General features: G+C 38.7%; 18 protein-coding genes and 1 riboswitch. Of the genes, 17 read left to right on the forward strand and 1 reads right to left on the reverse strand.

Annotation, left to right across the window (positions count from 1 at the left end; all coding sequences use genetic code 11):
• Nucleotides 1–81: 81 nt before the first annotated feature.
• From cysD to ABJN95_RS00440, 8 genes are all read left to right on the forward strand, one after another.
• Nucleotides 82–981, forward strand: a complete 900-nt coding sequence (gene cysD, locus ABJN95_RS00405; protein ID WP_348368001.1) for a sulfate adenylyltransferase subunit CysD — start codon at nucleotides 82–84, stop codon at nucleotides 979–981.
• Nucleotides 982–1,060: 79 nt separating this feature from the next.
• Nucleotides 1,061–2,308 carry a GTP-binding protein gene (locus ABJN95_RS00410; RefSeq protein WP_348368002.1) on the forward strand — a complete coding sequence of 416 codons (1,248 nt, stop codon included), beginning with the start codon at nucleotides 1,061–1,063 and terminating at the stop codon, nucleotides 2,306–2,308.
• A gap of 141 nt (nucleotides 2,309–2,449) precedes the next feature.
• Nucleotides 2,450–4,540: a nitrite/sulfite reductase gene (locus ABJN95_RS00415; RefSeq protein WP_348368003.1), complete on the forward strand. Its 2,091-nt coding sequence runs from the start codon at nucleotides 2,450–2,452 to the stop codon at nucleotides 4,538–4,540.
• Nucleotides 4,533–5,300 carry a uroporphyrinogen-III C-methyltransferase gene (gene cobA, locus ABJN95_RS00420; RefSeq protein WP_348368004.1) on the forward strand — a complete coding sequence of 256 codons (768 nt, stop codon included), beginning with the start codon at nucleotides 4,533–4,535 and terminating at the stop codon, nucleotides 5,298–5,300. Before ABJN95_RS00415 ends, cobA begins: the two co-directional genes overlap by 8 nt.
• A 2-nt stretch (nucleotides 5,301–5,302) precedes the next feature.
• The gene (locus ABJN95_RS00425) at nucleotides 5,303–5,881 is read left to right on the forward strand and encodes a bifunctional precorrin-2 dehydrogenase/sirohydrochlorin ferrochelatase (RefSeq protein ID WP_348368005.1); all 579 of its coding nucleotides are present in this window, start codon (nucleotides 5,303–5,305) and stop codon (nucleotides 5,879–5,881) included.
• Between the two features lie 136 nt (nucleotides 5,882–6,017).
• Nucleotides 6,018–7,079, forward strand: coding sequence for an NAD(P)/FAD-dependent oxidoreductase (locus ABJN95_RS00430; protein ID WP_348368006.1), 1,062 nt, complete (start codon nucleotides 6,018–6,020; stop codon nucleotides 7,077–7,079).
• Between the two features lie 154 nt (nucleotides 7,080–7,233).
• Nucleotides 7,234–7,638: a DUF805 domain-containing protein gene (locus ABJN95_RS00435; protein WP_348368007.1), complete on the forward strand. Its 405-nt coding sequence runs from the start codon at nucleotides 7,234–7,236 to the stop codon at nucleotides 7,636–7,638.
• 103 nt (nucleotides 7,639–7,741) lie between these two features.
• The gene (locus ABJN95_RS00440; protein WP_348368008.1) at nucleotides 7,742–8,110 is read left to right on the forward strand and encodes a DUF805 domain-containing protein; all 369 of its coding nucleotides are present in this window, start codon (nucleotides 7,742–7,744) and stop codon (nucleotides 8,108–8,110) included.
• A gap of 62 nt (nucleotides 8,111–8,172) precedes the next feature.
• Here ABJN95_RS00440 and ABJN95_RS00445 read toward each other — a convergent pair whose 3' ends face one another.
• Complete coding sequence (locus ABJN95_RS00445) at nucleotides 8,173–8,931, reverse strand: RDD family protein (RefSeq protein WP_348368009.1); 759 nt, start codon at nucleotides 8,929–8,931, stop codon at nucleotides 8,173–8,175.
• Nucleotides 8,932–8,953: 22 nt separating this feature from the next.
• Here ABJN95_RS00445 and ABJN95_RS00450 point away from each other — a divergent pair, with 22 nt between their 5' ends.
• The 9 genes from ABJN95_RS00450 (at nucleotide 8,954) to ABJN95_RS00490 (ending at nucleotide 20,470) form a co-directional block, all read left to right on the forward strand.
• The gene (locus ABJN95_RS00450; RefSeq protein WP_348368010.1) at nucleotides 8,954–9,931 is read left to right on the forward strand and encodes a stage II sporulation protein M; all 978 of its coding nucleotides are present in this window, start codon (nucleotides 8,954–8,956) and stop codon (nucleotides 9,929–9,931) included.
• A 40-nt stretch (nucleotides 9,932–9,971) separates the two neighbouring features.
• The gene (locus tag ABJN95_RS00455) at nucleotides 9,972–10,628 is read left to right on the forward strand and encodes a hypothetical protein (RefSeq protein WP_348368011.1); all 657 of its coding nucleotides are present in this window, start codon (nucleotides 9,972–9,974) and stop codon (nucleotides 10,626–10,628) included.
• Nucleotides 10,628–11,815: a hypothetical protein gene (locus ABJN95_RS00460; RefSeq protein ID WP_348368012.1), complete on the forward strand. Its 1,188-nt coding sequence runs from the start codon at nucleotides 10,628–10,630 to the stop codon at nucleotides 11,813–11,815. The genes ABJN95_RS00455 and ABJN95_RS00460 overlap by 1 nt, the downstream gene beginning before the upstream one ends.
• A 3-nt stretch (nucleotides 11,816–11,818) precedes the next feature.
• Nucleotides 11,819–12,799, forward strand: a complete 981-nt coding sequence (locus ABJN95_RS00465) for a MoxR family ATPase (RefSeq protein ID WP_348368013.1) — start codon at nucleotides 11,819–11,821, stop codon at nucleotides 12,797–12,799.
• Between the two features lie 9 nt (nucleotides 12,800–12,808).
• On the forward strand, nucleotides 12,809–14,185 hold the full coding sequence (locus ABJN95_RS00470; protein ID WP_348368014.1) for a DUF58 domain-containing protein: 1,377 nt from the start codon (nucleotides 12,809–12,811) through the stop codon (nucleotides 14,183–14,185).
• Between the two features lie 84 nt (nucleotides 14,186–14,269).
• Nucleotides 14,270–14,394: riboswitch (SAM riboswitch) on the forward strand.
• Nucleotides 14,395–14,577: 183 nt separating this feature from the next.
• Nucleotides 14,578–15,582: a homocysteine S-methyltransferase family protein gene (locus ABJN95_RS00475; RefSeq protein WP_348368015.1), complete on the forward strand. Its 1,005-nt coding sequence runs from the start codon at nucleotides 14,578–14,580 to the stop codon at nucleotides 15,580–15,582.
• A complete protein-coding gene (gene metH / locus ABJN95_RS00480; protein WP_348368016.1) occupies nucleotides 15,583–18,309 on the forward strand; it encodes a methionine synthase in 2,727 nt (908 codons plus the stop codon).
• A gap of 75 nt (nucleotides 18,310–18,384) precedes the next feature.
• A complete protein-coding gene (gene metF, locus ABJN95_RS00485; protein ID WP_348368017.1) occupies nucleotides 18,385–19,338 on the forward strand; it encodes a methylenetetrahydrofolate reductase [NAD(P)H] in 954 nt (317 codons plus the stop codon).
• Nucleotides 19,339–19,375: 37 nt separating this feature from the next.
• Nucleotides 19,376–20,470 (forward strand): acyloxyacyl hydrolase, encoded by a 1,095-nt coding sequence (locus ABJN95_RS00490; RefSeq protein WP_348368018.1) that lies wholly within the window; start codon nucleotides 19,376–19,378, stop codon nucleotides 20,468–20,470.
• Nucleotides 20,471–20,483 lie beyond the last annotated feature (13 nt).

Here is a 20,483-nt window from a genome sequence, read left to right on the forward strand (position 1 = left end):
TCCGAAGGCAAAAAGTAAAAACAAACACTGAAGATTTTTGCGTTTTGAAATTGTATTTGATTTTGACATTTGAATTTTATTATGAAAGATACCTCACATATTAACCCTTTAGAAAACGAAGCCATCTATATTTTTAGAGAAGTAGCGGCTCAATTCGAAAAGCCAGTACTCTTGTTTTCTGGTGGGAAAGATTCTATAACCTTAGTGCGATTGGCACAAAAGGCATTTTGGCCAGCGAAGATTCCATTTCCATTGATGCACATTGATACAGGGCACAATTTTCCGGAGACCATTGAGTTCAGAGATAGACTTGTTGAAGAGTTGGGCCTAGAACTCATAGTCAGAAACGTACAAGATTCTATCGATGCAGGAAAGGTAAAGGAAGAATCGGGTAAATATTCAAGTCGAAATTCGCTTCAAACCACAACACTCTTAGATGCAATCGAAGAATTCAAATTCGACGCTTGTATTGGTGGAGCTCGAAGAGATGAGGAAAAGGCTCGGGCCAAAGAACGTATCTTTTCTGTGCGAGATGATTTTGGACAATGGGATGAAAGGAATCAAAGACCCGAACTTTTTGATATGTTGAATGGGCAAATTGAATTGGGACAAAACGTTCGGGTCTTTCCAATTTCGAATTGGACTGAATTAGACGTCTGGTCCTACATTGCAAAAGAAGAAATAGAAATTCCATCCATCTATTTTGCGCACAAACGCAAAGTTTTTCTACGAGATGGATTGATTTGGTCTCATTCTGACTTTGTATTTCAAGAGGAAGATGAAGAGGTGCTGGAAAGAATGGTTCGGTTTCGAACCGTGGGAGACATGAGCTGTACCGCTGCCGTATTTTCGGAAGCTGCAGATATTGAATCTGTAGTGCAGGAAATTAGAGATTCAACCATATCGGAAAGAGGGGCTAGAATCGATGACAAACGCTCTGAAGCGGCAATGGAAAAAAGAAAACAACAAGGATATTTTTAATAAAAAGTAAGCAGCATAAAGCGAATAGTTAAAGGCTGTTACGCGTTACGCATAACTTTTTACGTATTACAAGAAAAAAATGGAAGTACTAAAAATAGCAACAGCAGGAAGTGTAGATGATGGTAAGAGTACCTTGATTGGTAGACTTTTATATGATACGAAATCATTGACTACTGATAAGTTGGAAGCCATTGAAAAGACAAGCAAACAAAAAGGATATGATTATCTAGATTTCTCTTTGGCTACTGACGGGCTAGTAGCTGAACGAGAACAAGGCATCACCATTGATGTGGCTCACATATATTTTTCAACAGACACCAAAAGCTATATCATAGCCGATACCCCAGGTCACGTTGAGTATACTCGCAATATGGTAACAGGTGCTTCGACTTCTCAGGCAGCTATCATTTTGATTGATGCACGAAAAGGAGTTATTGAACAAACGAATCGTCATTTTTTTATCAATAATCTGTTGCGTGTCAAAGATGTTATTGTAGCTATCAACAAAATGGACTTGGTTGATTTTTCAGAAGCAAAATACAATGCTATCAAAGCTGATTTTGAGCAGTTGATGGGTAAACGAGATTATCAAGGGCAACGAATAACCTTTATTCCAGTAAGTGCATTGAAAGGAGATAATGTAGTGAATCAATCTTTGAATACACCTTGGTACAAAGGTGAAACACTTTTAGAACATTTAGAAAGCCTAGATATGGCAGCGGTATCTAACGTAGGAACACCAAGATTTCCGGTGCAGTATGTGGTGCGCCCAAAGACGGAAGATTTTCATGATTTCAGAGGCTTTGCTGGTAAGGTTTACGGTGGAGAATTGAGTGTGGGAGATGAGGTAGTAGCCCTTCCTTCGCAAACAAAATCTAAAATAAAAGATATTTATTTCTACGACAAGAAATTCGAAACGGCTTCGAGGCGTTCCTCAGTAACCATCACTTTAGAAGATGAAATAAATGTGAGCAGGGGAGATATGTTGGTCAAAATTAATGATTTACCAACTATTGGAAAACAATTTACAGCTACCATTTCTTGGATGGATTCACAACAATTGACTGCCGGCAACAAATATATTGTACAGCACGGCATCAATAAAGTACTTGCTAAGGTAGAAAGCATTCACCATAAAATTAATCCTGATTATTCTGGTATTGATAAAGAGGTACGTGTTTTGGGAATGAATGATATTGCCCAGGTAAACTTTAAATTAAACAAACCTATTTTTTACGATGCGTTTAAGAACCACCGCACCAATGGCTCGTTCATAATGATAGATACGCAATCAAATAATACGGTGGGAGCAGGGTTTATAAGTTGAAAACTAGAATCCCGCTTTGACGGGGCTTAGTGAGATAAGGTAACTCTTTCGCTACTATTCTCATTTAACATATTAAATCTATAGGAAAAATAGGATAAAATTTATTCTAGCGTCTAACGTCTAGAGTTTAAAACAAATGAGATGCAAAGTTTTAGAACAGAAATAGAGAACCCGATTGTGGAAAGAGACATTCTTGAACTTGAAAGAAAAATTCATCAGTTCAAAGAGGGAAAGCTAGACGAAGAAAAATTTCGAAGTCTACGTCTGGCCCGTGGGGTATACGGCCAACGTCAACAAGGGGTTCAAATGATTCGTATAAAACTACCCTACGGCAAGCTCAGCTCAAGGCAACTTAATAGAATTTGCGATGTTTCTGATGAATATTCTACGGGTCGCCTCCATATTACTACGCGACAAGATATTCAAATACATTATGTTGATTTGGATAGAACCCCAGAACTTTGGGCAGAGCTTGAAAAAGATGAGGTTACGCTTCGAGAAGCTTGTGGAAATACCGTTAGAAATGTGACCGCAAGTGAAACTGCAGGCATCGACCTTGATGAACCCTTTGATGTTTCTCCTTATGCTGATGCATTATTTAGATATTTTCTTCGTAACCCTATCAGTCAAGAAATGGGAAGAAAGTTCAAGGTTTCCTTTTCTGCGAGTGAGGCCGATACTGGACTGTCTTACATGCATGACCTAGGGTTTATAGCCAAAATTCAAGGAGGCATAAAAGGTTTCAAAGTAATGCTCGGGGGTGGTTTAGGTTCGCAACCTAGACAGGCCGATGTGTTGTTCGAATTTCTGGCTGCAGATAAAATCATTCCCTTGATGGATGGTGTGATTCGCGTTTTCGATCGCTACGGTGAACGAAAAAGTAGAGCCAAAGCCAGAATGAAATTTTTGTTGAAAGATGTTGGCCTTGACGGATTTAAAAGGTTGTTAGACCAAGAACAAAAAGCAATTCCTCAAAAGACTATCCCTATTGATGCCTTAGCCTATCCTAAAATAAAAACTTCAAAAGCGATAGTACCCAAAGTAGAAATTGAAGATGTTCCTGCTTTTGAGAATTGGAAATCCACCAATTTGGTTCCCCAAAAGCAAGGCGGTTTCGTTGCCATAGGCATTAAAGTACTATTGGGTGATTTCTATACAGATAAAGCAAGGTTGTTAGCCGATTTGGTTGAAAAATATGCCGCTGGGGAGCTTCGTTTATCGCTAAGACAGAATATTTTGATTCCGTTTGTTCGCGTAGAACAAGTTCCCTTTTTCTACACCCAGCTTAAAAAATTAGGCTTCACTGAAGCGGGTTACAACAAAGCGCTCGATATCACGGCCTGCCCAGGCACTGATACCTGCAATTTGGGAATTGCCAGCAGTACTGGAATCGCAGAAGAGTTGGAACGCGTAATAAAAACGGAATATCCGAGGTATATCAACAACCCAGATGTGGTCATCAAAATTAGTGGCTGTATGAATGCTTGCGGACAACACAATATGGCCCATATCGGATTTCAAGGTATGAGCATTAGAACCAAAGACAAATTAGTAGCCCCAGCGCTACAAGTACTTTTGGGAGGCAGTAATGATGGTAATGGAAATGGTCGTTTTGCTGACAAAGTTGTAAAGGTACCGAGCAGGAGAGGTCCGGAGGCATTGCGGTTAATTTTAAATGATTTTGAACGCAACGGAAATGGGGACCCATTTGCTGATTATTACAAGCAAAAAGGAGAGCATTATTTCTACGATTTTCTAAAACCTTTAACCGATATCGACAATCTGACTGAAGAAGATTTTGTCGATTGGGGAAATACCGAAAAATATAAAAAGGAAATCGGCATTGGCGAATGTGCAGGGGTGGTAATTGACCTCATCGCCACACTGCTTTTTGAAAGCAAGGAAAAAATTCAAAATGCAGAAGAAGCCTTAAGAGAGCGAAAATGGGCTGCAAGTATTTATTATTCCTATTCCTCTATGGTCAATACGGCGAAGGCCTTGCTAACCGCCGAAAAGACCAAAACAAATACACATGCCAGTATAATTAGAGATTTTGATGAAAAATTCATCCAATCAGGCAGAGTTTCATTGTCCAAATCATTTGAGGAATTGGTATTGCAATTGAATAAAAATGAGCCTTCAAAAGAATTTGCTGCAAGGTATTTGGCAGATGCTAAAGGATTCTTAAGCAGCATAGAATCTTTTAGAAAATCCGAGTTGGAATATGCATAAAGAGCGCAAATTAACAGTGGTCGGAGCTGGTCCGGGTGATGTAGAGCTTATTACGCTCAAGGCTATAAACGCTTTGCATAATGCAGATGTAGTTTTATACGATGCGTTGATAGATTCCACACTATTGCAATATGCACCGCATGCTGATCATGTATTTGTGGGGAAACGCCGGGGTTGCTATAGCTACCAGCAAGAACAAATCAATGAACTGATAGTTAGTCAGGCAAACCGCCATGGGCATGTGGTGCGTTTAAAAGGCGGAGACCCTTTTGTTTTCGGTAGAGGGGCTGAGGAGATGGAATATGCTGCTAAACATGGCTTGGAAGTGGCATTAGTACCCGGCATTTCTTCTTGTCTTTCCGTTCCAGCGACACAAAATATACCAGTAACCAAACGTGGTTCTGCAGAGAGTTTTTGGGTCATTACCGGTACCACTAGAGAACACAAACTCTCAAGTGATATTCGCCTGGCGGCAAAGTCAAGTGCTACAGTCGTTATCCTTATGGGCATGTCTAAACTCTCACAGATTGTGGCACTGTTCAAACAGGAAGAAAAATCAGAAACACCCATAGCCATTATACAAAATGGTACGAGAGCAGATGAAAAAGTAGGGGTGGGCACCATAGCAACAATCGAAGTTGAGGTAGAAAGGAAACAATTAGCGAATCCGGCAATCATTATCATCGGCGAGGTGGTTCGTCATCGCGACCGAATCTTAGAAATTCAAGAAAAATATACTGCAACCGAATTAGCCTATTGATTATGCAACGGAATAACCTGTATCCTATATTTCTAAAAACGGCTAAGCTGCACATTCTGATCGTGGGGGGTGGTAAGGTAGCCGAAGAAAAATTGACCTTCTTAACCAAATCGAGTCCCGATGCGAAAGTTACAATGGTCGCACCGATGTTCCGAAAGGCAACAAAGCAATTGGCCTTAGAATTCGATGTTGAGTTGATAACCGACCTATACCACGCCAAATATTTGATGGGAAAGCACATGGTTATAGCTACAACCGACGACCCTGTAGTAAACATTCAGGTGTATACTGATTGTAGGTCTTTTGACAAACTCGTAAATGTAGCCGATAACCCCCCATATTGTGATTTTTATATGGGTGGAATAGTTACGAAAGGCAATGTGAAAGTTGCCATTTCAACCAATGGAAAATCTCCAACCACCGCAAAGCGGTTGCGACAGTTCTTTGAGGAAGTTATTCCAGAGGATATTAGCAAGATGGTTCAAAATTTGAATGATTATAGAAAAACCATAAAGGGTGATTTTGAGCAAAAAGTGGACAAAATGAACGAAATAACTCAAAAATTGGTCGAAAAAGTTTAAAAAGCGTAAAAAAGACGAAAAGACGTTCTGAGCCCAATAGAAGGCTAGACATACCGAAAATTGAATTTAAGAAGCTTCCCGACTTCGCAACTAAGCGTTTAGCAAAGGGAGGGAATGAAAATTAAATAAGCTATTTATGATAAAAACAGATATTTTAATAATAGGAGCAGGTCCAACCGGACTTTTCACCGTATTTGAGGCCGGTTTGTTGAAATTAAAATGCCATTTGATAGATGCCTTACCACAACCTGGTGGACAGTGCTCTGAAATTTATCCGAAGAAACCTATTTACGATATTCCTGCATTTCCAGAGATATTGGCTGGTGATTTGGTAGAAAATCTCATGGAACAAATAAAACCTTTCGAAGCAGGTTTCACATTAGGTGAAAGAGCCGAAACCCTGGCCAAGCAAGAAGATGGTTCTTTTGTAGTTACTACCAATAAAGGAACCCAACACCAGGCACCTGTAGTGGTTATCGCTGGCGGGCTTGGTTCTTTCGAGCCTAGAAAACCGCCAATTGAAAATATTCAAGATTTTGAAGATAAGGGTGTCGCCTACATCATCAAAGACCCTGAGGTGTATCGCAATAAAAAAGTGGTAATCGCTGGTGGTGGTGATTCTGCCTTAGACTGGGCAATTTATCTTTCCGATGTGGCTTCAGAAGTTTCCTTGGTTCATCGAAGAAATGAATTTCGTGGGGCCTTGGATTCTGTGGAAAAGGCATCTGAATTAGCCAAATTGGGAAAAATCAAACTATTTACCGAAGCTGAGGTGAAGAAACTTTATGGTGATGAACAATTGGAGGCCGTGGTTATCAAACATAACGATTCCAACAAAGGAGAAACATATTTAGAAGTAGACAACTTTATTCCCTTATTCGGACTATCTCCTAAATTAGGCCCTATTGGAAATTGGGGATTGGAAATAGAGAAAAATGCTATAAAAGTCAATAATGCTAAAGACTATCAGACGAATATTCCAGGGGTGTTCGCTATAGGCGATGTGAATACCTATGAAGGTAAATTGAAATTAATTCTATCTGGTTTTCATGAGGCTGCGGTAATGTGTCAATATGCTTATCAACTTATAAATCCTGGTAAGCGTTATGTAATGAAATATACAACAGTAGGTGGAGTAGAAGGCTTTGACGGCACTAAAAAAGAAGCGAAAAAGGAGGTAGTGCAAAGTATTGCATAACCTTTGGAGTTTATTCATTCTAAAGACCTTCCTAGAACGACTAGGAAGGTTTTATAGTTTATGGAAAACCGTTATTGTAAAATTTCAAAGTATACTTTTAACAGTTATTTTGCGTTAGATTATCATCTTTAAACACATTAAAAACCAATACGCAATGAAGTGGTATTTAAAAGTACTAAAACAATACGCAGACTTTAACGGTAGGGCAAGACGACAGGAATATTGGATGTTTGCGTTATTTAATATTGTAATTATAATAGCCCTAGCATTTTTATCTGGAATGCTTGGTAGCGCAACAAATTCTGAAGATTTGATGTCTCTTCCTGTTTTATTATACTATTTGGTAATAATTATTCCGTCAATTGCTGTTGCAGTTAGAAGATTACATGATCAAAACAAAAGTGGATGGTACTATCTGGTAACATTTATACCTTTTATTGGAGGAATTTGGTTACTTGTATTAATGTGCACCGAAGGAGATTCTGGTCCTAATCAGTATGGTCCTGACCCTAAAAACCCCAATACCGAAATAAACGATATAGGGGTTACCGAAGTTTAAAACTCTTGACTAGCAATATGGCATTGACTTAAATCGAGATGTGCCAATAATTTGATCTTTTTTTCGTTAGTCTATCATTACCCAAATCTTAAAACCTTAAACTATGAATTGGTATTTAAAAGTATTAAAACAATACGCAGATTTCAACGGCAGGGCGAGAAGAAAGGAATATTGGATGTTTGTACTATTCAATATGATTTTCTCTTATAGCTTGGCTTTTATCCCATTAATTATAGAAGTACCTGAGCTTTCAATTCTTTATACTATTTATTCTTTCGGGGTTCTCATTCCAAGTTTTGCGGTCGGCGTACGCAGAATGCACGACGCTGGAAAGAGTGGATGGTTTTTACTTATTCCTATTTACAATTTAGTTTTGGCTTGCACTGATAGTGAGGAAGGTGATAACAAATGGGGGTCAAACCCAAAAAACCCAAACACCGAATTAGATGATATCGGGGTAGCAGAAGCTTAAGCTTTACCATATAAACGTGTTAGAAAAAAAGAGCGAATTTCCTATTTCGCTCTTTTTTAGTTTTACATGTCTTTTGTAAAATGGTTATAGTCATTTATGATCGTCTTGATGAAGTTTTCTGTAGTAACATCAGCATCAGGTCTTTCTTCTATTACATTGATAATTTTTTCCTTAAGCACCAACATGGTTTTGTTGTCCTTATTTTTTCTTGCCCTAAGAAAGTTTTCCTTAATGATTCTCACATCATTGTCAGATAATTTAATGACGGAGGAATAGGATGGTTTATAGTCTTCCCTGATTTCCTGCAAAATGGTGTGATTAATACCAATTTTGTTTTTCAGGGTAATTACTGCTGTACCTGAAGCCATGCCGCCTAGACGTTGATTGTTTTTTGAACTTCCCATGGCGACAAGGGCCGGAATGCCCCAAAAAAGGCTAATTTCTACAAGACGCATCGCCCAGCGAATAAAATAGTCTAAAAATGTAGCCCGATAGCCATCTATTTTTACAACCCTTATGTTTACTAATTTTTTTCCCAATGTTTGACCCATAAGTAGCGTTTCTGAAACCAGAGTATAAAAAATTATCGGAGAACCGATAACAATAATAATGGCCATTACACTCCAAGGATCCTCGGCAAAATCATCTTCAATTAATCTGTCAAGGGGCTTTGCTGCTAGGGCAAATAAGAAGGATATGAAAAAAAGGTAGGCTAATTTTATAACTAGGTCAATAATATAGGCTAGAATACGTTCTCCTACTTCAGCGGCTTTGAAATTTATGGTTACGTTCTGAGTAGTAGTAATTTGTATTTCTGCCATTATATAATTTTATTTGCAACGTATGAGGGAAGTGGCTTTTATCCGACAAAATAAAGAAAAATGGTTGCAATTTGAAAAAGCAATTTCTCAAAAGAAGATTGAAAATCCAGACCATCTTTCCGATCTATACTTGCATTTAATCAATGATTTAGCATACGCTCAAACATACTACAAAAAGAGTAAACTAGTCGTTTATCTAAATAATTTGGCCGTAAATGTCTATCAAAAAATCTACTTGACCAAAAGAGAGGAATCGAATCTGTTGGTCTATTTTTTTACGATAGATGTTCCGGTGTTATTATACCGTTATAGAAGATACCTACTATACTCATTTTTATTTTTTTTCACCGCCATACTTATTGGGGTAGTTTCTGCCGCAAACGACGATTCTTTTGTTCGCTTGATATTGGGCAATGATTATGTGAACCAAACACTTCAGAATATTGAAAATGGCGATCCTGTGGCCATTTATAAAAGCGGAAGTAATTGGGGAAGTTTTATTGGTATAACCTTTAATAATTTAAAGGTAGGATTAACAGGATTTGTTTATGGAGTGACAGGGGGAATAGGTACGGCGTATGTACTGCTGCAAAATGGAATAATGTTGGGTGCTTTTCAGTATTTCTTTGAGCAGCAAGATGTATTATGGAAAAGTGCCAAAGGCATTTGGATTCATGGGGCGATGGAAATTTTTGGAATTGTTATAGAAGGTGCGGCGGGTTTTATCTTAGGTGCCAGTATCTTGTTTCCGAAAACCTTTTCTAGAATCGTTTCTTTTAAAAGGGGAATGCGTGATGGAATAAAAATTGTCATAAGCACATTTCCATTTACAATTGCAGCGGGTTTCTTGGAAGGTTATGTCACCAGATATTCAGATGTGTTGCCTAACTTTTTGGCTTTGCTGATTATTTTGGGAACCCTTTGTATCATTTCCTATTATTACCTGATCTACCCTTTTCGAGTAAATAAAAAAATAACAAGTAAAAGCTTTGAGGAGTAACAACTACTTACTTTTTGTGTTATGGTTTTTCTTGGGCATAATGGTATCCAGTGCCCAAGAGAAGGAGGTGCCTGAGCTACCAGAGGAGGTTCGGGTGCTCCCCAATACATTTAAAGAAAACTACACGGGAAAAGCCTATGATTATGTAGAAACAACTTCCTCATTAGCGCGCTTTAGAAACTGGCTTATCGATTTGATGTCAAGTTGGTTTAGCTTAGAAAGTGAAAGTGCCGGCAATATCTTTAAGGTCTTTCAATATCTGTTTTGGATTGCAGTTATTTTATTGGTCACATACCTTATTGTTAGAATTGTACTAAACAAAGAAATCAGGTGGATATTTAAAAGGAATAAAGAGGAAGCGAAGAATCTCAACTTCGATATTGGCGAGAACATTCGTGAGGTAGATTTTAAAAGTCTAATTTCTGAAGCTGTTTCCAAGAGCGATTATAGGTCTGCCATTCGCTATTACTATCTTTTTTTATTAAAGAAATTAGACCAGTTCGACGTCATAGACTATGATGTGCAAAAGACCACTTTTGATTATCAGACAGAAGTAGAGGGATCAAAATACGCCCTTGGTTTCAGTAAGGCTACCTATTACTACACCTATATCTGGTATGGCGAATTTCGTATAGATGAAAGTGAGTACAAGAAAACATCTTACGTATACGATGAATTATTAAAACAGTTTAAATAATGAGTAGAAAAGGAATCCTTGTACTCAGTTTCGTAATCGTAATGATTGTAGTCGTTGTCGCCAATAGAAGTCATACTGTAGATTGGACTCCGACCTTTAATGAGTTTGAAACTAAGCCGATGGATACCAAAGTGTTTTTTGACCAATTGCCCTTTTGGTTTCAGGGTAAGTCTGTTAAAAAAATACACACTACTTTTTATGAATATGATCAATACTTACGAGATCAACCGGTTGACTCTACCAAAAATTACATTAGCATTTCGCGAACCTATGATATCGATATTACTTCTTTCGAAGCATTGCTAGAATATGTTGCCTACGGTAATGATGCTTTTATTTCTGCCCATAGTTTTCCGTACTTCGTGAAGGATACCTTGGGCTTTAATACGGCCTATGAGGATACTGAAATCAAGGAGATAAGGAATACCTTGCATTTTGAATTTGCTAAAGATTCATTGACATACACGGCAAAGATTCCATACGGGATAGCCTATGTTAAGGATACGGTCACAGTAAAAAAGCTGGGGTATTTGGTTTCCGACAAAGGAGAGCGACGTACCAATTTTGTGGGCATACCATATTATGACGGTATTTTCTACATTCACACTACCCCAGAGATTTTTACAAACTATCAAATGTTGGAAGCCCCAAATACGAATTACTTGAGTACGGCTATTTCCTATTTACCGCAAGTACCTCTATTATTAGATAAAGCGATAAAAGTTGATCCAGAGTTCAGTCAAAGTAGATTGAGATACATTACCTCCAAAGAGCCCTTGAAATGGAGTTGGTATTTGTTATTGTTGGCCATAGCACTGTTTATTTTGTTCAATGCGAAACGTAGACAAAGAGTTATTCCCGTAATAGAACCATTAAAAAACACTACTACAGAGTTTGTTCATACGGTTAGTAATTTGCATTATGAAGCGGCCGACTACAATGGCATTATTCAAAAAAAGATCATTCATTTTTTAGAGTCTATTAGAAGCAAATACCAGTTGTCTACAGAGCGCCTCGATGCAAACTTTGTTAAGAAGCTAGCATTAAAATCAGGCAATTCAGTGGAGCAAGTACAACAGTTGGTAACACTGATTTTAAATATGAAATCACATAATTTTATGACTAAGGAACCACTAATAACCCTCAACAAAGAGATAGAAAAATTCTATAAAAAAGATAAAAAATAACCTATGGAAAACAATGATATTGAATTTGATAATCGGTTAGATCTTAAAGAATTACAGGCAAGCGTAACCCAGATTAAAATGGAATTGGCAAAAGTGATCGTTGGGCAAAAACAACTGGTCAATCTATTGTTGACAGCCTTACTTGCTGAAGGTCATGTATTATTGGAAGGTGCTCCTGGCGTTGCCAAAACCATAACTGCGAAACTTTTGGCGAAATCACTTGATGTCGACTTTAGTAGAATACAATTTACGCCAGACCTGATGCCTTCTGATGTTTTAGGTACCGCAATATTTAACCTGAAGAAATCTGAATTTGAGTTTAAGAAGGGGCCTATATTTTCAAATATTGTTTTGGCAGATGAAATCAATAGGGCTCCTGCAAAAACCCAAGCAGCCTTGTTCGAGGTAATGGAAGAAAGACAAGTGACTATGGATGGGGAAAAATATTTGCTCGATGCACCCTATATCATATTGGCTACTCAGAACCCTATTGAGCAAGAAGGAACTTATAGATTGCCCGAAGCTCAATTAGACCGCTTCCTTTTAAAAATTACCATTGACTATCCAAATTTGGAAGAAGAGGTAGAGATTATTACCAGAGAGCATAAGTTGAAAACAACGAAGTTGGCTCAAATTACCAGTAGTTTAAGTCGAGAAAAAATAATAGCTTTTCAGGGGTTGATCTCTCAAATAGTTGTAGAGCCTCATCTTATCAAGTACATCGCCGAAATTGTATTGAATACACGTACAAATCCTTTTTTGTATTTAGGTGCCTCTCCAAGAGCTTCGATAGCTGTTTTAAAAGCCAGTAAGGCTTTTGCCGCAATAAATGGAAGAGATTTTGTAACTCCAGAAGATATAAAACAGATTGCTGTACCCGTATTACAACACCGTGTTATTGTAACTCCTGAAAGGGAAATGGAGGGAATAACTTCAACACAGATAATTAACGATATTCTTCAGAGTGTTGAAATTCCTAAATAAATTGATGTAATGTCGGAAAACAAAACCTCAGCAACTACGAAATCACTCCCTGTAATACGATTTTTTAAAGATTTATTCTTAAACAATCGGTTTTTCTATGCGATGTTCGGTATCATACTGCTTTTTGTGCTGAGTTTTGTCTTTTCACCCGTATTGGAAATCGCCAAACTTTCGGGTCTTGTTTTTCTTGTGGTTGTAGTGGTCGATGTCTTAATTCTTTTTGGAACTAAAAAAGGAATTAGTGCAAAAAGAGTTCTGCCAGAAAAATTTTCCAATGGCGACGCCAATAAAGTTTGGATTGAAATTTCCAATGACTTTACCCTAAAGATGTTTTGCACAATAATAGACGAGCTGCCCTTTCAATTTCAGCAGCGTGATTTTTACTTAAGTAGAGCCATTGCTGCAAATCGTAAAGAATCTATTTCGTATGAAATTACCCCAAAAGAAAGGGGAGAATACGAGTTTGGTGGCTTGCATGTATTTACTTCGAGCAGAATAGGCTTTGCAATGCGGAAATTTTCTTTTGAAGCTTCAAAAATTGTAAAAACCTATCCGAGTTTCCTACAGCTCAAGAAGTACGATCTAATTTCATTGAATCAATTCAATCTTCAGTTTGGGATAAAGAAGATGCGAAGGATTGGCAATTCCTTTGAATTTGAACAGATTAAAGACTATGTTCAGGGAGACAATATTAAAGACATCAACTGGAAGGCTACCGCCAAACGCAATCAATTGATGGTAAATCAGTTTCAAGACGAAAAATCACAACAAGTATATTCGGTTATCGATAAAGGCAGGGTAATGAAAATGCCTTTTGAAGGACTCAGTTTGCTAGATTATGCTATAAATTCCGCACTTGTTATTAGTAGTGTTGTAGTGCGTAGACATGACAAAGCAGGTGTTTTCTCATTTTCAAAAAAGCCAGAGAACTTTGTGGTAGCCGAACGCAGAAATGCGCAGATGAATTTAATTCAGGAATCGCTTTATAATATAAACACCGATTATAGTGAATCTGACTTTGGAAATTTGTACGGCCTTCTTAAACGGAAGGTCACCACAAGGAGCTTATTATTGCTATACACCAATTTTGCCAGTTTAGACGCAGTGAACAGGCAATTAAGCTATTTGCGGGCAATGAACAAAAGTCATTTGCTGGTGGTCGTATTTTTTAAAAACACAGAATTGGAACTGCTTAAAAACCAAGAGGCCAGTACCATTCAAGAGATCTTTGATAAAACCATAGCTGAAAAGTTTAGCTATGATAAAAAACTTATTGCCGCAGAGTTGAATAAATACGGAATACAAACCATTTTAACGTCCCCTAGTAGTCTTACCATTGATACCATAAACAAATACCTAGAAATAAAGGCCAAAGGTTTATTGTGATTTGAAGGTCAATTTTTGCCCGAATAACTTGGTTTTGATTGAACAGTGGCTTTACTTTGTATTTAGTTCATTAAAAAATTGAAGTTGTTATCAAGAAAGGTGGAGGGATTAGACCCTATGAAGCCTTAGCAACCCTTGGTCTATCCTGATGCCTATCAGGACCTAAGAAGGTGCTACGTTCTATCCGCAAGTTAACGGACAGATAACTAGAGACAGGCTATTGCCTAAACCTTTACCTTACTTGATACAATTAATTTGGGCGTTTCCTTTGTGAAAATGAAGGTCGGGCTATTCGCGATGTTTTTTAATTTGTCGCTCTTGCTACTGCCTGAGGGTCTTTGATAAATAAAAAAGCTATCGCTGCTATTTCGAACGCAATCAAAATCAGGGAAATGACGAGGATAAAAGACATATTACAAGAACGAATTCTGGTGTTAGATGGTGCCATGGGTACGATGCTTCAGCGCTATAAGTTTCAGGAAGAAGATTTTCGAGCTGAGCGTTTCAAAGATTGGAAACACCCTTTGCAAGGAAACAATGATTTATTGTCCCTAACGCAACCAGAAGCTATAGCGGAGGTACATCGCAAATACTTTGCCGCAGGTGCAGATATTGTAGAAACCAATACCTTCTCTGGCACAACGATAGCAATGGCAGATTACCATATGGAAGACCTAGTTTATGAACTAAACTACGAATCTGCAAGAATCGCTAGAAAGGTTGCTGATGAATTCACAGTCAATGAACCAGATAAACCGAGATTTGTAGCCGGCAGTATTGGCCCGACCAATAAGACCGCTAGTATGTCACCTGATGTAAATGACCCTGGGTATCGCGCCGTATCATTTGAGGAGTTGCGAATCGCCTACAAACAGCAAGTGGAAGCTTTGTTAGACGGAGGGGCTGATATATTACTTGTAGAAACCATATTCGATACCTTGAATGCCAAGGCCGCACTTTTTGCCATTGAAGAAGTAAAGGAAGAACGCAATATCGAGGTCCCTATTATGGTCAGTGGAACAATAACAGATGCATCTGGTAGAACCTTATCGGGCCAAACTGCAGAAGCATTTTTAATTTCTATTTCGCACATTCCTATTTTATCTGTAGGCTTTAATTGTGCATTAGGAGCAAACCAATTGGTTCCGCATTTGGAAGTATTATCGAGTCGAACAGAACATGCGGTTTCAGCTCACCCCAATGCAGGATTACCCAATGCTTTTGGAGAATATGATGAATCTCCAGCGCAAATGGCAGCGCAGATAAAGGAATATGTCGAAAAGGGTCTGGTGAATATTGTCGGCGGCTGTTGTGGCACCACTCCCGATCATATTACGGCAATCGCCGAATTGGTCAAGCAGTATGAACCTAGAAATTTGATGGTTGAAAAAATATAAATGACAGTCACGAAACCAAGATATCTAAAATTGTCAGGCTTAGAGCCTTTGGTAGTTACTCCCGAAAGCAATTTCATTAATGTGGGAGAGCGAACCAATGTGGCTGGGTCAAAAAAATTCTTAAGACTTATCAAAGAAGAGAAGTTTGAAGAAGCTTTGGATGTGGCTCGTCATCAGGTTGAAGGCGGAGCCCAAATCATCGATATTAATATGGATGACGGACTTATCGATGGTAAAGAAGCCATGGTGAAGTTCTTGAACCTCGTCATTGCCGAACCTGATATTGCCCGAGTGCCCATAATGATTGATAGCTCCAAGTGGGAAATTATAGAGGCAGGTTTGCAAGTTGTTCAAGGTAAATGTGTTGTGAATTCTATTAGTTTAAAAGAAGGTGAAAAGGAATTTATACACCATGCCAAACTGATCAAGCGATACGGGGCTGCGGTAATTGTCATGGCTTTTGATGAAGTTGGGCAGGCCGATAATTATGAACGTCGTATCGAGATCTCAAAACGCTCCTATGACATCCTTGTCAACCGTGTAGGATTTCCCCCTGAAGACATCATTTTCGATTTAAATATTTTTCCTGTGGCTACAGGAATGGATGAGCACAAGTTAAATGCACTCGATTTTATAAATGCTACGAAATGGGTACGTGAAAACTTGCCTTATTGTAGTGTTAGTGGCGGTGTGAGTAATGTTTCCTTTTCATTTCGAGGGAATAACCCCGTACGTGAGGCAATGCATTCTGTCTTTCTTTATCATGCGATCAAAGCCGGCTTGAATATGGGTATTGTGAATCCGACGATGCTGGAGGTGTATGATGATATTCCCAAAGACTTGCTTGAGCATGTTGAAGATGTAATGCTCAACAGGAGAGATGATGCAACAGAAAGATTATTGGAATTTGCAGAATCTGTGGTAGGTAAGGCCAAAGAAAGCAAGGCAGATTTGTCTTGGCGTGAAGAACCACTTCAAGATAGAATTACAAGGGCATTGGTTAAGGGAATTGACCAATATATAACGGAAGATGTAGAGGAAGCTAGAAAAACCGCTGACAAACCTATCGAAGTTATTGAAGGAAACTTAATGGCCGGTATGAACGTGGTGGGTGACCTTTTCGGCAGTGGAAAAATGTTTTTACCACAGGTGGTAAAATCTGCGCGTGTAATGAAAAAAGCCGTTGCGTATTTACTTCCGTACATTGAAGAAGAAAAGTTATTGAATCCTTCAGCAGGAGACTCTGCTGGGGTTGGAAAAATATTAATGGCCACCGTTAAGGGAGACGTTCACGATATCGGGAAGAACATTGTAAGTGTGGTCCTGGCTTGTAACAATTACGAAATTGTAGATTTAGGTGTGATGGTACCCCCAGAAAAGATAATCGCCGAAGCTATTGCGCATAAGGTTGATGTGATTGGACTCAGCGGTTTGATAACACCGTCTTTGGATGAAATGGTGCATTTGGCGAAAGAAATGCAGCGCAAAAACTTTACGGTACCTTTATTGATTGGTGGCGCTACGACCAGTAAAGCACATACGGCTGTAAAGATTGACCCGCAGTACAGTCAGGCGGTGGTACACGTGAATGATGCTTCTAGGGCCGTAACAGTGGTAGGCGATTTGCTCCAAAAAGAAACTTCCGATAACTATAAAAAATCAATTAAAGAAGATTATGATGTCTTTCGACAGAAGTTCTTGAAACGTTCTGTTCAAAAGGAATACAAATCCATAGAAAATGCCAGGGAAAATAAGTTTAAAATAGATTGGAGTACTACCGAAATTATAAAGCCGAATGTATTAGGCATCCAAGTCATTGACGATATGGATTTAGAAAAACTAATTCCATTTATTGACTGGACCCCCTTTTTTAGAAGCTGGGAACTCCATGGCAAATACCCAGATATTTTAACGGACAATGTTGTGGGTGCTCAGGCCACCGATTTGTTCTCAGACGCCCAAAAAATGTTGAAAGAGGTTTTGGCAGAAAAGAAACTAAAGGCAAAAGCCGTTTTCGGATTATTTCCTGCAAATACAATCAATGACGATGATATGGAAGTTGATTTGTTTTCGGACAGTTCTAGCGTAGACGAGAACACGGAACCTAGTGGGAAAAGTATTTTTCGGAGTCTACGCCAGCAACTGCAAAGAAGAGAAGGAGTTCCAGATTATGCTTTGGCAGACTTCATCGCTCCCAAAGAAAGTGGCAAACAAGACTATATAGGATGTTTTTGTGTTTCCACCGGATTTGGTACGGCAGAATTGGCAGCGGCCTATGAGAAGAGTCTAGATGATTATAGCGCGATTTTGATCAAAGCATTGGCCGATCGATTGGCCGAAGCTTTCGCCGAGTATTTGCACAAAGAAGTACGAACCAAACATTGGGGTTATGCCGCGGATGAGGATTTGAGTAATAACGATTTGATTAACGAATCTTACAAGGGAATTCGCCCGGCACCGGGTTACCCGGCATGTCCAGATCATTTAGAAAAATTGACCATTTGGCAAATGCTTGAGGTAGAGGAAAAAATAGGAGTAAAACTAACAGAGAGTTTGGCCATGTGGCCAGCAGCCTCGGTTAGTGGGTACTATTTTGCCAACCCTGAAGCTCGCTATTTCGGGCTTGGGAAAATAAAAGAAGACCAAGTAGCAGATTTCGCAAACAGAAAGGGAATATCGATTGAAGAGGCAACAAAATGGTTAGCCCCTAATATTGCCGATGATTAAAATAGTTGATGGTTATAGCATCGATGCCAAAAGACAGCAACCGGCCGATAACCGTCAATTGACAAGTAAAAAAACATGAAAATAACAGACCACATAAAGGATGCCAAAGGAAAAACACTGTTTTCCTTTGAAATCATACCCCCAGTAAAAGGGCATAAAATTCAGGAACTGTATGATAATATAGACCCTTTGATGGAGTTTAAACCTCCTTTTATTGATGTTACGACTTCACGTGAGGAGTATATCTATATAGACCGTTCGGGACTTTTAGACAAAAAATTGACGCGTATGCGACCAGGTACCGTTGGTATCTGTGCGTCGATAAAACACAAATACGATGTTGATACTGTTCCGCATGTACTTTGTGGGGGTTTTACCAAGGAGGAAACTGAATATTTGTTGGTCGACTGTCACTATTTAGGAATAGAAAATGTGATGGCATTGCGGGGTGATGCCATGCGGGAAGAAAAGTATTTTGAACCAACTAAGGGAGGACATCCATTTGCTATTAACCTAGTGGAACAGATTCAGAATTTGAATTGTGGAAAATACCTGCATGAGGTCGTTGAAACCGATGATTGTTCAGATTTCTGTATTGGAGTTGCTGGATACCCTGAAAAGCACCTCGAAGCCCCTTCACTTCAATCAGATTTAAAACGATTAAAGGAAAAAGTAGATGCTGGTGCAGATTATGTGGTAACGCAAATGTTCTTCGACAACCAAAAGTACTTTGAGTTTGTAAATGCAGCGAGAGAAATGGAAATACATGTTCCTATTATTCCTGGAATCAAGCCGATTGCCGTAAAGCGACATCTGAATCTTTTGCCACAGGTTTTCAAAATTGATTTGCCAGAAGACTTGGTAGAATCAGTTGTTGACTGTAAAGATAATAAGGCCGTGCGCCAAGTGGGAGTGGAATGGGCAATTCAACAATCTAAAGAGCTGTTGGCTGCAGGGGTTCCGGTTTTACATTATTATTCTATGGGAAAATCTGATAATATTCAGGCAATTGCCAGCGCACTATTTTAGGCCGCTGACAAGCAAATAATGCCTATTTTTACACCCCATGAGCTTAAGGGTACTCCTACTAATCATATGCTTCTCAGGATCTTGCTTTGCACAAGATCAAGGAAAACGAACCAACTACACTTTCGAAGCGAATGCATTTTACGGTTCGATCATTTTACATAATCCAGATATCAATCATTTGATTACCAAACACCCTGAAGGTCTGATTTTTAGTTATAATCGAAAAACCTACGGATCAGAAGACTGGGAACAATGGTACAACTATCCTGATTTAGGGGCTTCCTTTATTTTTCAAAGATCAAACAACCCCACTTTAGGAGATAATTTAGGCTTATATGCCCATTTCAATTTCTATTTTTTAAAACGCAATGTCCAACTGCGAATTGGGCAGGGTGTGTCATATGCTACGAACCCGTATGATAAGATTAAAAATTTTCGGAATAATGCCTACGGTACAAGAATGTTGAGCTCCACCTTTTTGATGTTGAACTATCACAAGGAGAATATTTTTGAAGGCTTAGGGTTTAAAGCAGGATTCTCTGTAGTACACTATTCCAATGCAAATGTAAAAGCTCCTAATACATCTACAAATACCTTGGCTTTAAATGCAGGATTGACCTATACCTTAAAGCATGATGAACCCGACTATATCGTAAGAGAAAAAACTAAAATTACCGAACCTTTTAAATACAACTTAGTTTTTAGATCTGGTATTAATGAAAGTGATGTGATTGGCTCAGGTCAGTTTCCGTTTTATATAATTTCGGCTTATGCCGATAAGCGTTTGGGTAGAAAAAGTGCGATTCAATTGGGGACCGACCTGTTTTTTAGCAACTTTCTTAAGGATTTAATTCGATTCCAATCTATCTCATTTCCTGAGAATGAAGTAGCGGCAGATACTGATTATAGACGTGTTGGGTTGTTTATTGGGCATGAGCTTTTTATCAATAAACTCAGTATCATTAGTCAATTAGGATATTATATATATTACCCCTTCGATTTTGAGGGAAAGGTATATAACCGCATGGGACTTAAGCGTTACTTTGGTGACAAATGGTTCGGTACGGTTTCTTTAAAATCACATGGAGCAGCAGCCGAAGCCGTAGAATTTGGAGTCGGTATAAGGTTGTAAAGTTATGAATTCA

It is taken from the genome of Maribacter sp. (assembly GCF_039974175.1).
Classification (GTDB): domain Bacteria; phylum Bacteroidota; class Bacteroidia; order Flavobacteriales; family Flavobacteriaceae; genus Maribacter_C.

What these genes read in the sequence shown, in the direction of transcription:
- cysD (WP_348368001.1), top strand. Translation starts at nt 82, where the DNA reads ATGAAAGATACCTCACATATTAACCCTTTAGAAAACGAAGCCATCTAT.
- ABJN95_RS00410 (WP_348368002.1), top strand. Translation starts at nt 1,061, where the DNA reads ATGGAAGTACTAAAAATAGCAACAGCAGGAAGTGTAGATGATGGTAAG.
- ABJN95_RS00415 (WP_348368003.1), top strand. Translation starts at nt 2,450, where the DNA reads ATGCAAAGTTTTAGAACAGAAATAGAGAACCCGATTGTGGAAAGAGAC.
- cobA (WP_348368004.1), top strand. Translation starts at nt 4,533, where the DNA reads ATGCATAAAGAGCGCAAATTAACAGTGGTCGGAGCTGGTCCGGGTGAT.
- ABJN95_RS00425 (WP_348368005.1), top strand. Translation starts at nt 5,303, where the DNA reads ATGCAACGGAATAACCTGTATCCTATATTTCTAAAAACGGCTAAGCTG.
- ABJN95_RS00430 (WP_348368006.1), top strand. Translation starts at nt 6,018, where the DNA reads ATGATAAAAACAGATATTTTAATAATAGGAGCAGGTCCAACCGGACTT.
- ABJN95_RS00435 (WP_348368007.1), top strand. Translation starts at nt 7,234, where the DNA reads ATGAAGTGGTATTTAAAAGTACTAAAACAATACGCAGACTTTAACGGT.
- ABJN95_RS00440 (WP_348368008.1), top strand. Translation starts at nt 7,742, where the DNA reads ATGAATTGGTATTTAAAAGTATTAAAACAATACGCAGATTTCAACGGC.
- ABJN95_RS00445 (WP_348368009.1), bottom strand. Translation starts at nt 8,931, where the DNA reads ATGGCAGAAATACAAATTACTACTACTCAGAACGTAACCATAAATTTC.
- ABJN95_RS00450 (WP_348368010.1), top strand. Translation starts at nt 8,954, where the DNA reads ATGAGGGAAGTGGCTTTTATCCGACAAAATAAAGAAAAATGGTTGCAA.
- ABJN95_RS00455 (WP_348368011.1), top strand. Translation starts at nt 9,972, where the DNA reads ATGGTATCCAGTGCCCAAGAGAAGGAGGTGCCTGAGCTACCAGAGGAG.
- ABJN95_RS00460 (WP_348368012.1), top strand. Translation starts at nt 10,628, where the DNA reads ATGAGTAGAAAAGGAATCCTTGTACTCAGTTTCGTAATCGTAATGATT.
- ABJN95_RS00465 (WP_348368013.1), top strand. Translation starts at nt 11,819, where the DNA reads ATGGAAAACAATGATATTGAATTTGATAATCGGTTAGATCTTAAAGAA.
- ABJN95_RS00470 (WP_348368014.1), top strand. Translation starts at nt 12,809, where the DNA reads ATGTCGGAAAACAAAACCTCAGCAACTACGAAATCACTCCCTGTAATA.
- ABJN95_RS00475 (WP_348368015.1), top strand. Translation starts at nt 14,578, where the DNA reads ATGACGAGGATAAAAGACATATTACAAGAACGAATTCTGGTGTTAGAT.
- metH (WP_348368016.1), top strand. Translation starts at nt 15,583, where the DNA reads ATGACAGTCACGAAACCAAGATATCTAAAATTGTCAGGCTTAGAGCCT.
- metF (WP_348368017.1), top strand. Translation starts at nt 18,385, where the DNA reads ATGAAAATAACAGACCACATAAAGGATGCCAAAGGAAAAACACTGTTT.
- ABJN95_RS00490 (WP_348368018.1), top strand. Translation starts at nt 19,376, where the DNA reads ATGAGCTTAAGGGTACTCCTACTAATCATATGCTTCTCAGGATCTTGC.